This window comes from Mycobacterium shottsii, assembly GCF_010728525.1.
Taxonomy (GTDB): domain Bacteria; phylum Actinomycetota; class Actinomycetes; order Mycobacteriales; family Mycobacteriaceae; genus Mycobacterium; species Mycobacterium marinum.
In genome coordinates, this window is the sequence record NZ_AP022572.1 from 2,775,306 (window position 1) to 2,788,194 (window position 12,889).

Below are 12,889 nucleotides of genomic sequence, written 5' to 3' on the forward strand. Positions count from 1 at the left end.
TATCGACTAGGTCCGGGCTGAGGCATCGGGCGGGAGTACTCCCGCGGTGGTGCCGTTCATTTCGGCCTGGAACCGGTGGTATTGCTCGAGGTGGCCGGGGCGGCGCCGGACGAGCGCCCAGCCGATCCCGAGGATCACGAACCACAGCGGGAACCACACCAATGCGGTCGCGGTTTCGGTTTCGGTTTCGGTTTCGGTGGTGAGCGTCCAGATCACGAATACGAAGAAGCCGAGTATGGCCCAGCACATCACCACGCCACCGGGCATCTTGTAAGCCGAATCGGCGTGGCATTGTGCGTGTCGGAACCGATAGACGAGGTAGCTGATCACGATCATCGTCCAGACGAACATGAACAGCAGCGACGAGATGGTGGTGATCAGGGTGAAGGCACCCATCACCGAACCGCCGGCGGAGAGCAGCGGGATGGCGGACAACAACAGCGCCGCGGTGAGGATTAGGGCCGGTGCCGGCACTCCGCGGCGATTGAGTCGACCGAAGATTCCCGGCGCGCTGCCCTCGTCGGCCAGGCCATAGAGCATGCGGCCGGTGGAGAACACGCCGGAGTTCGCCGAGGACGCGGCCGAGGTGATGACGACAAAGTTGACGACGGATGCGGCCGCGGCGAGTCCGGCCAAGGCGAACATGGTCACGAACGGCGACTTGCCACTGGCGAACCGTCGCCACGGGACGACGGAGAGGATCGCCAGCAGGGCCCCGATTAAAAGATCGCCACCCGCAGCGGGACGGCGTTGATCGCACGGGGGAGCGTGCGGCTGGGATCGGCGGCTTCCGCCGCGGCCGCACCCACCAGTTCCACTCCGATATCGGCTAAAAAGGCGATCTGAAACCCGCTCGCCAAACCGACGAACCCGGTTGGGAAGAACCCGCCGTCGTTCCAGAGATTCGCCAGGGCCGCCCGGTCGCCGTCGGGCGAGGTGAAGCCGGTGATGACCAAGATCGCGCCCACGGTGATGAGGCAGAGGATCGCCGCAACCTTGATCAGGGCGAACCAAAATTCCGTCTCGCCGAATTTACTGACACCGAACATGTTGATCGAGAGCATGACGGCGATAGTGACCAGTGCCGGCGCCCAGGTGGGTACGTCCGGCCACCAGAACTTGCTATAGCCGGTGATGACAACGAGATCGGCGATGCCCGCGACGATCCAGGCGAACCAGTACGACCAGCCCATGAAGTAGCCGGCCGCGGGACCCAGAAGGTCGGCGGCACAGTCGACGAACGACTTGTAGTTCAAGTTCGACAACAGCAGCTCGCCCATCGCGCGCAGCACGAAGAAGACGAAAAACCCAATGACCGCGTAGACGACTATCACCGCCGGGCCGGCCAGCGAGATGGTGCGGCCGGACCCCATGAACAGGCCGGTGCCGATCGCCCCGCCAATGGCGATCAACTGAATGTGTCGGTTGGAAAGACCCCGATGAAGATGCGGCGTTGATTCGGTGGGTTGGCAGGTAGCAACATCTTCAGGCATCAATGAGCGTCCTCATCAGATCGGGGCGGAGCGGTCGAGTTTATAGGTACGAGCCCCGTTGCGGTGCTGCACCGAGGCGTTATCCCCCGAATGGTGGACACGGCATCAGCCGACTGCGGGACGTCGAGGCGTGCTGGATGGGTGGGCGAGGGTCGGATCGGCGGCGGCGGCCGGAATCCGCGGGTGCTCAGTGACGTGGAATGGCCGGGGCAACCACCCAGACCCGGCGCTCGGGTGGCGGCTGCCCCATGCCTGAGATCTGTGCTCAACTCAGCCCGCCGACGGTGGGTGAGGCATGACGGTGAGACGTACCCCGTAGCGGGGACCCGCACCCGCCGAACCTTTGCCTGGACCGGGCATCGGCACTCCGCCGACGATGTTGCCGCCCGCCTCCACGCTTTCCGGTTCGATCACGTCGCTGATGAACTTCGATGCGGTGGTGGGGCTTGTCGCCGGGGTGGCCCCTTCCCAGGTGTGGGGTACCGACAGCTTGCCGACCGTGCTGGCCTGAGCCAGACTCGCCGAAACCGGCCCAGCGCCGACCGAATTGGCCGCACCCGTGGTGGCGACGGTGGCCGCCGGTGCGGCGGCCGCGGGGCCAATCGCCCCCGCCGTCTTGGCCGTTGCCGCGAAGAAACTGGTAATGCCGGCGCCGAAGAACGGCAGGCCGAGGGTGTCGTAGAAGAAATTCGCGAACGGCGCGTACCACTCCAAGAACCGCTCGATGGGGCCGGCCGTCGACGATGCGGCCGAGGCCAACGGCGACGTAAGGGCTTGCAGCACACCCGGTACCTCCGAGATCAGCCGTGACAACGTGCTTTGTGCGGTACCGGCGGTGGTGGCGGCGGCCCGGGCGAGGGTGCCGGCTTGGGTGGCCGCCGCGGTCGGGTTGGTGGTTTGTGGCGGCGACACAAACGGTGTCACGGACGTGGCGGTTGCGCAGCTGGCGGCATAGGCGTACATGGTCGCGGCATCCTGGGACCACATCTCGCCGTATTGGGCTTCCGCAGCGGCTATCGCGGCGCTGTTTTGGCCCACCACGTTGGTTGAGATCAACCCGGTGAGCTCGGCGCGATTGGCGGCGATCTGTGGCGGCGGCACCGTTGCGGCGAAGGCGGCTTCGTACGCGCTGGCCGCTATGCGAGCCTTGCTTGCCGACTGCTCGGTCGCGGCGGCGGTGGCGCGCAGCCACGCGACATAGGGCCAGATGGAGTTGGCCATCGCTTCCGACGAAGGCCCGACCCAACCCTGGCTTTGCAGCCCGGAGATCACGGTCTCGTAGTCGTTGGCGGTAGCGCTCAACTCGGCGGCCAGGCCGCTCCACGCCGAGGCCACCGTCAACAAGGGTGACGAGCCGGGGCCGGAGTACATGCGAGCGGAGTTGATCTCTGGCGGCAGTATCCCAAAGTCCATTGCTATCAACTCCCTACCTGTGTGGCTGCCTGTGCCATCTGCTCTTCTCCTCGAAGTTTGGGTGCCTATCCGGCTTCCGGTGGGCGCAACATCACCGTCAGGCGGATGCCGTATCGGCGCCGAGCGAAGGTCGTTGCTCGGCTGTTGTCGCGCAGATTGGGAAGCAGGGCGTTGGGTGCTTGGGGGCGCCCGGCCGCGACGTCGATGCCAGAGATCACGGCGCCCCCGGCGGTGGGTGCCGGTGCGGCGGTGGTCCAACTTGGCGGTACCGACATCGGTCCGATGGTGTCCGCCCGCGCGAATACGGCCCAAACCGGCGTGGCGGCAACGGGTGCTGCCAGTTGTGCGGCCACGGCGGTCGATGCCGCGGCCGCGGACGGCGCCGCCGCAGCATCTGGCAAGAGTTGTTGGGCAAACAGGGTGCCCAACTGGAAGATTCCCGCGCCGAAATAGGCCAGGCCCCAGGTGTTGACCAAGGTGTTCCACTCCGCGGTCGAGAGGATGGGTAGCCAATGCCCGGCCGCGGCTAGCGACGACGAGACTTGGGTAAGCGCCTGGATGGCCGACGAGGAGGTCGCCGACGCCGCGGTTTGGCTGGTCGCGGCGGCCTGTCCGGCCAATCCCGCCGGGTCGGTAGTGCGTGGTGGCCCGGGGAAGGCGGGTAGTGCCAGAAACGACGTCGAGGTGCTGGCGTAGCAGTACATCGCGGTGGCGTCTTGCGCCCAGAACTCGGCGTACTCGGCTTCGGTGGCCGCGATCGACGGCGTGTTCTGCCCGAAGAAATTGGTTGCGATCAGCCCCAGCAACCGGACTCGGTTGACTGCAATCGCCGGCGGGGGCACGGTCATCGCGAAGGCCGCCTCATAGGCCGCCGCGGCGGCCCTGGCCTGCATGGCGGTCTGTTCGGCGCGCGTGGCCATCGTGGTCAACCAGGAGACGTACGGCGTGACCGCGGTAAGCATGGCCGCGGCGGCGGGCCCCGACCACGGCAAGCTCGTCAATTGGGTGATCACGCAGCTGTATCCGCATGCGGTGGCGCCCAACTCGGTGGCCAGCGCATCCCAGGCTCCCGCCGCGGCCAGCACTGGTCCAGATCCCGGACCGGCGTAGATGCGCCCGGAGTTGATCTCCGGCGACAGTGAGCCGAAATCAGAGAGGAGCACGGGGACGGACACGTAGCCGCCGGCGTCGACTGGCGAGGTGTCAACGACCACGAGATCCTCCTCAACAGCGGTGAGTGCAGCCTACTGCGACATCGCCGGCGTCGGATCAACGGGAACTATTGATCACCCGCAAGCAACAAGGCCCCGATTATATGACCAATAGAAACAATCGCCAAAGGCAAAGGTTCGGCACGATTTACTTGTGGCTCCACATCGTCGGGTTAGGGATGGGCTGACAAGACGTGTTCGGCCTGTTTGTCGGTGGACAGGCACAGCGAACAAACGTGAGCATCGTGGGTCTGGCAGGCCGCCATATCGGGTCGCTCGAAGTTCTGCCGGCAGACATGGCAATTCAGGTGCTCGGCGGACGGGTTGCCGTGCTCGTCGTACATGGGCAGCTCGATGCCGTCGTGGGTGCGTCGCAGGTAGTACTTGCCCTTGGTGGCAATGGCCAGAATTGGTGGCATCACCACGGCGACGCTGATCGCCACCAACGGCGAGTACGGGCGTAGCGTCTCACCCAGGCCGCCGAAGAACGCGACGATCGAAAGGCCCGCTGCCAACAGCATCGACCCGAAGCCAACCGGGTTGATGGCATACAACATGCCGCGACGGAACTCCGGTGTCTTCGGCGACAGGCCGAGCAGGAACTTGTTGAAGACGATGTCTGAGGCCACCGTCACCACCCAGGCCATGCCGCAGTTGGCGTAGAAGCCGAGGATTGTGTTGAGGAAGTCAAACATGTTGGCTTCCATCAGGATCAGGGCAATCGTGAGATTCACGCCGAGGAACATCACTCGCCCGGGGTAGTGCTTGGTGACGCGGGTGAATGAATTCGTCCAGGCCAGCGAACCCGAATACGCGTTCGTCACGTTGATCTTTACCTGGCTGAGCACCACCAAGATCACCGCCAATGTCAGCGCCAGCCAACCCGGCATGAAGTTGCGGTAGATCTGCATGAATTGGTGGACCGGCTGATTGGCGAAATCGGCCGCACCGGCGACGTTGGAGAGCAGATAGACCGCCAGGAACAGGCCGATGATCTGTTTGGCTGCGCCGAAGATGACCCAGCCGGGCCCGGCCAGCAGCATCCAGGCCCACCACCGACGTGAGTTCTTGGGCGTCCGTGGCGGCATGAACCGCAAATAGTCGATCTGCTCCGCGATTTGAGCGATCAGCGCCAGGCATACGCCCGCCGCCATCAGTGCGGAGCCGATGCTGGCCGTGGCGCGACCGTCCTTGCCGGCGTAGGCGAAGAACTGCGCGACCGACTCGGGATGGCTGATCAAGAGGTAGCCGAACGGGGCCACCATCAGGATCAGCCACAGCGGCGTGGTCCAAAGTTGCAGCTGTGAAAGAACTTTCATGCCATATATCACCAGCGGAAAGATCAGCAACGTCGAGAAGGCATACCCCAGCCACAACGGGATGTGCAGACCCAGGTTCAGGCCCTGGGCCATGATCGAACCTTCAAGTGCAAAGAAGATGAAGGTGAACGTGGCAAAGATGACGTTGGTCACCACCGACCCGTAGTAGCCGAAACCGCTGCCACGGGTGATCAGATCCAAATCGATGTTGTAGCGGGCCGCGTAGTACGCCAGTGGCAATCCGGTGGTGAAGACCACCGCGGCGAAGATGGCTATGCCCCAGAGGGCATTGGTGGTTCCCCACGTGATCCCGATATTGGCGCCGATCGCGAAGTCGGCCAGGTAGGCGATACCGCCCAAGGCGGAGATCCCGACGACCGCCGGCGACCACCGGCGGTAGCTGCGCGGCGCAAACCGCAGCGTGTAGTCCTCGAGGGTTTCCTTGGCCGCCGTGACTTCAGCGAGATCCACAGGGGCTGAGGGTGATACCTGCGATACGTCGGTATCCTGCATCGATCCTCCTGGGCGCAATCGCCGGACAATGGCGCATCAGAATCGCCACTGCCCGCATCGCGCACTTGCCTTCGTGTACAGCGGCAAAGAGAACCTTCGTTGGCGCGTTCGGTACGCCTCGTTGAGGTTCAGCGTGATCGTAACCCTGGTCGCAGGGGTTTGCCACCGGAAGCGTTCCGGTACAGGCAAGCCCAAGGGCTTGCCCAGTCGCCTCACAAGCGCGCCGAATCGGCTAGCCGCTTACGCAGTAACCGGAGAAGTCCGCCGGCGATGTTCGCGAGGTCCAGAGGGACGCAGGTCACCAGCGCTTCGCCCTCGGCTAAGCGCGGGTTGAGGGTCAGATAGAACTGCACATCTGGGTCGTGCATGAACCGACTCATGCGCGAGGCCGCCACGGGGGTGGCCGCCGAGCGCACAACCCACGGTTTCTCGCCGACTGCGACGTACCCCCTGCGCGCGCTGAATGTGCGCGCAAGCTCCTGTATCTGGACCGGCGTCGGGTACTTGCGGTTGGGGTAAGCTCTGGGAAATGTCGAAGGAGCCATGAGGTATGCCGCGGGCGACGAGCTACGGGTGCAGTAGAGCTGGAGCTACTCGACCGGTTGTGGCGGCTGGTGCCGTGCCTGAACTTCATTCACCTCGACGAAAACGGGTGAGGCACCTGCCACTTCTCCGCGCTCATTTTCATGTGAGGAACCTCGTCGTCCACGCCGCGACCGCGACCATCCCGGTACTTGCCAACGCCACCGCGACCCAGATCGGCGCGGTGCGATGGGCATGTTGTCGCGCCCAGGAATATTCGTTCATGGACATTCCGGCGAATTGCCTGCCCACGTCGAAATCACGGGCGAGAACGCCACAGCCAGGTGCTACGAGACGGCCTGCGACCCAACGTTGAACACCCAGCAATCGCTAGAGCTGGCCTTCCTCGTTGCCGAAATGCCACACCCAGGCGGACGCGGCCAATTGCGGGCTGATTCAGATCCGGCCCGCGACGAAACTGGCGGCTTTGTTGGTCAGGCCCGGAACGTAGCCGGTGTGGGCCTTCCACTGGTCGCCGTCCGAGCAGATCGGGTCGCCGGTGTTGCACAGGTTGAGGATCTTGCCGCCGAAATGCGGGCTCAGCGCCGTCATCAAGCCACCCGCTCGGCCCGATGGATTCCCGAACAGGGTGACCGCGGCCACGTGCTGGGCGGCTTGGGCCGGCAGCGGCTGGGTGAAGCCAAGGCCGGGAAGGGGGGCGGCGGTAACGATGTCGATGACCGCGGCGCCCTGGGAATAACCACCGAGCACCAGTTTGGTGTTGGGGCATTCATTCGTCATCTGCTGGACGTGGTCGCTGGCGTCGTTGGCGCCGTCCGCGGCCGCAAGGAAGTCCTTGTTGGCGGGGTAGTTCACCGCGTACGCGCCGATGCTCTGGTCGGTCTTCTGCCGTAGCGAGGCAACCATGGCGTTGCCTACCCGGCCGAGACCGGGTGGTTCGCCGGTGCCCCTGGCGAAAACCACCTGGACATCGGGGCAGGCCGCGGCTGCTTTAGGCACCAATGGAAACGCGAGCAATACCGCGCACGCCGCAATCGTGGTGGCCACCAACCCGGCACAGCGCCGTGCGAGTCGTGTTCGGCCGCGACCCGAGCGCGCCCACTTCTGTGCGTCCAGGGGAAATAGCCACATGGCGCAATTTTACGGGCTTGCTGACAGTGGGTCAGTGAGCGCCGACGAGGGTGCCTGTCGCCCCGACTGGGGTTCCGGGCGATGCCGTAGCGGGTCCGGGGGCCTGCGGAGCGGGGCCGGGCGCCCGCGGCACGGGCCCAGGCAACTGGGCCACCGGTGCCATCGACGACGCGGCCAGCTTGGCCGCAACGAAACTCGCCGCTTGGGTGGTGTAGGTGGGGACGTAGCCGTCGGTGTGCCCGTTCCAATCGTTGCCGGGGCCGGAGTGACAGATCGGGTCGCTGGGGTTGCACAGGTCGATGGACTTGGAACCCAGCAACGAACTCTCGGTGGTCAATAATCCGCCGGAGCGGTTGGCCACGTTGCCGAACACCGCGACCGCCGCGATGTTGTCCGCGTACTGGGCGGGCAGCTCGTTGCCAAAGCTGATGCCGGCCAACGGGACTCCGGCCACGATGTCGATCACGTCGGCGCCCTGTGAATAGCCGCCCAGCACGATCTTGGTGTTGGGGCAGGAGGAGGCCATCGATTTGACGTGTGAAATCACGTCATTGGCTCCGTCGCCGCCGTGCAGCTGCAAACGGCTGGCGGGGTAGTTCACCGCGTACACACCGATGTTCTTGCCGGTCTGCTGGCGCAACGAGTCCACGAAGGCCTCACCCACCCGGCCGATGCCGGGTGGCTCTCTGGTTCCGCGTGCGAACACGACTTCGGCGTCGGGGCAGTCCGCTGCGGACGCCGACGGGATGGCGGTTCCAGTGATGCTGGGGGCGGCCAGCAGGCCGGTCGCGGTGACCAGAGCGCCGGCCAGCACGGCCAATGGGTGCTTGTTCACGCCGAAATTTTACCCGCAATCGGACTTCGTAAAACCTCGAACGAATCGGGCCCCGGCCCGGGCCTGTGGATGAACCGCAAAGAATGTCGCGTTCACCTGCCTAGCGTGGCGGTGTGGATGCGGGGGATTTTCGGGGCTGGCCGCCTGGCCGGCCGACGACGTGGCTGCAGGTCAGCGCCTACCGCTTTCTGGTCCGGCGCCTCGAGTGCGCGTTGCTGCGCGGGGGTCTGGACCCGGCCGACGGGCGCCCGCGGGCATCCGCGGTGGCATTGGCGGCGGGCTGCGTGCTTTCGGTCGTCGTCCTCGTGGGCTGTGTGATCAGCGCTTTGCTGCGGCCGCAGGCCGGGCTGGGCGATGCCCAGATCGTGGTGGGCCGCGAATCCGGCGCGCTGTATGTGCGCGTGGGCGATACCTGGCATCCGGTGCTCAACCTGGCCTCGGCCCGTTTGATCGCCGGGACCGACGCCAACCCAAAACCGGTGCGCGAGGCGGAGGTGATCCGCGCCAAACGTGGCCCGCTGCTGGGCATCCCGGGGGCACCTCAGTTCGTTGGCCAGTCGCTGCCGGTGCAGGAGTCGGCGTGGACGATCTGCGATACCGACCGTGGTGCGGCGACCACCCTGTTGGTGGGGCGTCCGGCCCAGCAGTCGGTTCGTCGCCTTGTCGCCGAGCAGACCATTCTGGTGGCGACCGAGTCGGGTTCGCGGGCGTATCTGCTCTACGACGGGCATCGGGCCGTGGTCGATCTCGCCGATCCCGCGGTTCGGCGGGCGCTGCGGCTGGAAGGCCGGACCCCCTACCGCGTCTCGCGGTCGTTGCTGAGCGCTGTGCCGGAAGTTCCGCCGATCAGCGCGTTGCGGATCGGCCACGCGGGCGAACCGGCGCTGGCCGGGAAACTCGGTTTCTCGGTCGGCACTGTGCTGAGTATCACAGCGGGTGGTGGCGCTGCGTACTACGTGGTGTTGGCGCAGGGCGTGCAGCGGATCGGTCAGGTCGCCGCTGACTTGCTGCGTTTCAGCGACTCGCAGGGGGCCGCCAACGCGATCGCGGTGGCCCCCGACGTGATCCGTGCCGCGCCCATCGTGGAGACGTTGCCGGTCGCCGGGTATCCCGACACGATGTCCGAACCGTTGGACGCCGGCGCCACCACGTTGTGCCTGAGTTGGGTGAGCGGGCACGCAAGTCGCCCCGAAGTCGCGTTTCTGGCCGGCGACGGTCTGCCCGTGCCCGCTGGGGCGAGGGCGCTGCCCCTAGGTCCTGTCTGCTAATTGCGGACGCGGTGGTAGGTGATGATGGCGGCCAGGGTGGCACCGCTGAGGTAGGTCAGGGCGTATTTGTCGTAGCAGGTGGCGACCGCGCGCCAGTGTTTGAGCCGGTTGAAGCTTCGCTCGACGGTGTTGCGGTGCTTGTAGATTCGGCCTGAGAACCCCGGAGGCCGTCCTCTGTTGCGGCCTTTGGCTTTGCGGCGGGTGATCTGGTCGCTGCGCTCGGGGATGGTATGGGCGATCTTGAGCCGGCGCAGCTGTGCCCGCGTCGAGTCATGGGAGTACGCCTTGTCCGCCAGCAGGTGAAACGGGGCGTATGAGTTGCTGCACCGGGCGGCCAGCAATGGCCAAAGCATCGGATTATCACCGGCTTGACCGGCCGACAGTGCCAGGGTGACCGGACTGCACAGCTGGTCGGTCAAGGCGTGGATCTTGGTAGTCAGCCCGCCGCGGGAACGCCCGATGGCGTGGTCATCGGGCTCATCGAGATATTTCTTGTAATTCGACAGATCCCCCCTGTGCGGCGCCCGGGGGCGCGCTCCGGCTGCGTGTTGGTAGGCGCGCACACTGGTCGAATCGACCGACAACAGTGCGCCCAGGTCGGCGTCCTCGGCGTCGAGGTCAGAGGCGATCGCCGCGAAGATCCGCGCGTAGATGCCATCGACCGACCAGCGTAGATGCCTCTCGGCCACCGATTGCCAGGGACCGAAGTGCTCGGGCAGGTCACACCACGGAGATCCCGTACGGTAACGCCAGATAATGCCCTCCAGAGTATGTCGATGATCGTTCCACGGCCGGCCACGCCGCCGCCCCGCAGGCAACACCGCCACGATCAGCGACCACAAATCATCAGAAATCGCATGCGTCCGCATCACCCAAACAGCATCAGCCAAAACACCATTCACATTAAGCAGACACGCCCTAGACGGCCCGGAGGCGGTGCAGCTACACCCCCTGTGTGGCCTGCCGGAAGTGTTTCGTCGTCGATCCACAGCTGCCACCCCGACGGGGGCGGAGGCCAGGAGGGATCGGGGGTCCAACCGGGGCTAGGAACCCAGCCGTCCTGCGGCGGCGGCCAGTCGGGTGGTGGATTGAAACGCATCGCGAGGTCCTCTCGGCCAGCCAGTTGCCGGTTAGCGTAGTTGAGGGGCTGCTGCGGTCGTACGCGTTCGGTGTCAACAGTCCATTTTCGCCGTCGCCTCCCATGCGCCGATCGGCCTTCGCCTGCCACTTCCAGACTGCTCAAAATCGCGGCCCGAGCCGGCTAAGAGATCCCACCTCGCGACGAATACGACGGAAACGAATATGGGGCTTTGCCGGTAAATTACTGCGCACACTGGCTCTTCAAGCAGTCGTTCTAGCTGGAGAGCCAGATACTCTGCTGGGCAAGCGCGTACGGGTCTTTGGGCAGGCCGAACATTTTCGCTGAGTAAAAGCGTTCATGCGCTGATCTCGGACGTGGAATGCGGTGGGGTTCTTGAAGTGCGGTGTCGGTGATGGCGACCGCGACCCGAGGATCGGGGGCTGCTCCTTCTGTGCGCACACGTCGTTGAGCTTCGGCGAACACGTGGTTTCGTTCCCAGGTCGAGCGTGACTTGGAGATAGTTTCGATTACAGCGGCGGCCTGTGACTGGATCCAATCCGGTGTGATCTCCACCCCGGGCCGTTCGCGTGCTGTGAGTGTGTCTGCCAGCATTGCGTCCAGCTTGGCTTGTCCGCCGAGGTATGTGGCGGCGTGATTGCGCCAGTGGGCGCGTTGTTGGGCTGGCGAGCTTGGTTCTGGTCTAGCTTCGCGGGTGTCGAAAGCCGCACGCTGCGAAAGGGAAAATTGTTCGGATGTTGTTGGTTCATGATCATGTGCGAGTTGAAAGTCGGCGACGAATTCTTCGTATCGAGGTTTGATTGCGTTGCGGCGTGCGGATAGAAGTTTGCACAGATCGGCTGGTATGCCGACGATTTCGCGAACTGGGCGCTTGCGGCAGCCGATGGCGCCGGCTCCGCCGGCACCACTATCACCGCCAGATCCGACATTCACATACCCTCCGGTGCCGCCGTCCCCGTCGATACCGCTACGAAACCGCCGTCTCCACCGGCACCGCCAGCACCGGCAAATGCCCAGCCGTCTGCGCCGTCGTCACCACCGGTAGAGCCGCCCGAACCGCCGGTGTCTCCGGCGCCGCCAGCACCGATGGTCGCGAAGCCGCCCGAACCACCGTTGCCGCCGTCGAAGCTTTCGGTGCCATCGGCACCGTCGGAACCAGTGACCAACCCACCGGTACCGCCGTGGCCGCCAGAACCATTGAAGTCGCCGTTGCCGCCGGCGCCACCAGCACCGCCGATCATCAACGCGTCGCCGCCGTTGCCGCCGGCGCCACCATCTTCCGTTGAGCCTTCGCCGCCGGCGCCGCCAGCACCGCCGACCCCGAAACTGGTACCGCCGTTGCCGCCGTCGCCACCATTGATGTCGCCGTTGCCGCCGGCGCCACCAGCACCGCCGGTCACCACGCCGTCGCCGCCGGTGCCGCCGTCGCCACCATTGATGTCGCCGGTGCCGCCGGCGCCACCGGAACCAGCGGCAAACCCGCCGAAACCGCCGTCGCCGCCGTAACCTCCGCCGATTCCGTCTCCGCCGATGCCGCCGTTGCCGCCGTGTCCGAACAGTCCTCGGGTGTTGCCGCCGTTGCCGCCGTGTCCGAAGAGGCCGGTGTCGCCGGCGCCGCCGCCGTCGCCGCCGTTGCCGTAGAGCCGGCCACCGTGGCCGCCATTGCCACCTGTGTCGAATAGGCGATATTCGTTGGCGCCGCCGGCGCTGCCGCCGTGTCCGAACAGTCCTCGCGCCTCTCCGCCGTTGCCGCCGATTACACCGGTACCGCCGTTGCCACCATTACCGGCTAGCCATCCGCCGGTACCGCCGGCGGCCCCGTTGCCGGATAGTCCGCCGTTGGCGCCGGCGCCTCCGTTGCCGATGAGCCATCCACCACGGCCGCCGGCACCACCGTGTCCGGACCAGCCGCCGTTGCCGCCGTTGCCGCCGTTGCCGAATAGTCCGGCGGCGCCGCCGGCGCCACCGACAGCACCGGCGCCGTGTTGTTCGATTGCTCCGGCGGCGCCGTTGCCGCCGTTGCCGATTAGGGCGTGTCTGCTTAATGTGAATGGTGTTTTGGCT

General features: G+C 65.6%; 9 protein-coding genes and 3 pseudogenes. 2 read left to right on the forward strand and 10 right to left on the reverse strand.

From position 1 onward, the window contains the following. Window positions 1-6: 6 nt before the first annotated feature. The 5 genes and pseudogenes from G6N41_RS13025 to G6N41_RS13045 all read right to left on the reverse strand — a co-directional run bounded on the left by G6N41_RS13025 (window position 7) and on the right by G6N41_RS13045 (window position 6,329). Window positions 7-1,493 (reverse strand): annotated as a pseudogene (locus tag G6N41_RS13025) (amino acid permease). A gap of 270 nt (window positions 1,494-1,763) precedes the next feature. Next, on the reverse strand, window positions 1,764-2,906 hold the full coding sequence (locus tag G6N41_RS13030) for a PPE family protein (protein WP_020731979.1): 1,143 nt from the start codon (window positions 2,904-2,906) through the stop codon (window positions 1,764-1,766). Between the two features lie 65 nt (window positions 2,907-2,971). Continuing rightward, window positions 2,972-4,120 carry a PPE family protein gene (locus G6N41_RS13035; protein ID WP_269469284.1) on the reverse strand — a complete coding sequence of 383 codons (1,149 nt, stop codon included), beginning with the start codon at window positions 4,118-4,120 and terminating at the stop codon, window positions 2,972-2,974. A 170-nt stretch (window positions 4,121-4,290) separates the two neighbouring features. Continuing rightward, window positions 4,291-5,949: a purine-cytosine permease family protein gene (locus G6N41_RS13040; protein ID WP_020731981.1), complete on the reverse strand. Its 1,659-nt coding sequence runs from the start codon at window positions 5,947-5,949 to the stop codon at window positions 4,291-4,293. Between the two features lie 212 nt (window positions 5,950-6,161). Next, a complete protein-coding gene (locus G6N41_RS13045; RefSeq protein WP_020731982.1) occupies window positions 6,162-6,329 on the reverse strand; it encodes a hypothetical protein in 168 nt (55 codons plus the stop codon). A 421-nt stretch (window positions 6,330-6,750) separates the two neighbouring features. Between G6N41_RS13045 and G6N41_RS30005 the strand changes: the two are divergent. After that, window positions 6,751-6,891, forward strand: a pseudogene (locus G6N41_RS30005) (3-deoxy-7-phosphoheptulonate synthase); the annotation flags it as partial. Window positions 6,892-6,927: 36 nt separating this feature from the next. On the opposite strand, the gene G6N41_RS13055 reads toward G6N41_RS30005, so the two are convergent. Beyond that, on the reverse strand, window positions 6,928-7,623 hold the full coding sequence (locus G6N41_RS13055; protein ID WP_012392984.1) for a cutinase family protein: 696 nt from the start codon (window positions 7,621-7,623) through the stop codon (window positions 6,928-6,930). A gap of 31 nt (window positions 7,624-7,654) precedes the next feature. Then, a complete protein-coding gene (locus tag G6N41_RS13060) occupies window positions 7,655-8,458 on the reverse strand; it encodes a cutinase family protein (RefSeq protein WP_198967565.1) in 804 nt (267 codons plus the stop codon). A 113-nt stretch (window positions 8,459-8,571) separates the two neighbouring features. On the opposite strand from G6N41_RS13060, the gene eccB reads away from it, so the two are divergent. Further along, window positions 8,572-9,726 carry a type VII secretion protein EccB gene (eccB, locus tag G6N41_RS13065; protein WP_269469286.1) on the forward strand — a complete coding sequence of 385 codons (1,155 nt, stop codon included), beginning with the start codon at window positions 8,572-8,574 and terminating at the stop codon, window positions 9,724-9,726. Here eccB and G6N41_RS13070 read toward each other — a convergent pair. The 3 genes and pseudogenes from G6N41_RS13070 to G6N41_RS30325 form a co-directional block, all read right to left on the reverse strand. Beyond that, window positions 9,723-10,598: an IS5 family transposase gene (locus G6N41_RS13070; RefSeq protein ID WP_407663813.1), complete on the reverse strand. Its 876-nt coding sequence runs from the start codon at window positions 10,596-10,598 to the stop codon at window positions 9,723-9,725. The two genes, eccB and G6N41_RS13070, sit on opposite strands and share 4 nt — an antisense overlap. A gap of 482 nt (window positions 10,599-11,080) precedes the next feature. Next, complete coding sequence (locus tag G6N41_RS13075) at window positions 11,081-11,758, reverse strand: relaxase domain-containing protein (RefSeq protein ID WP_198967566.1); 678 nt, start codon at window positions 11,756-11,758, stop codon at window positions 11,081-11,083. Next, window positions 11,755-12,855: pseudogene (locus tag G6N41_RS30325) on the reverse strand (PE family protein); the annotation flags it as partial. The gene G6N41_RS13075 and the pseudogene G6N41_RS30325, both read right to left, overlap by 4 nt. Window positions 12,856-12,889 lie beyond the last annotated feature (34 nt).

What these genes read in the sequence shown, in the direction of transcription:
- G6N41_RS13045 (WP_020731982.1), bottom strand. Translation starts at nt 6,329, where the DNA reads ATGAGTCGGTTCATGCACGACCCAGATGTGCAGTTCTATCTGACCCTC.
- G6N41_RS13040 (WP_020731981.1), bottom strand. Translation starts at nt 5,949, where the DNA reads ATGCAGGATACCGACGTATCGCAGGTATCACCCTCAGCCCCTGTGGAT.
- G6N41_RS13030 (WP_020731979.1), bottom strand. Translation starts at nt 2,906, where the DNA reads ATGGACTTTGGGATACTGCCGCCAGAGATCAACTCCGCTCGCATGTAC.
- G6N41_RS13055 (WP_012392984.1), bottom strand. Translation starts at nt 7,623, where the DNA reads ATGTGGCTATTTCCCCTGGACGCACAGAAGTGGGCGCGCTCGGGTCGC.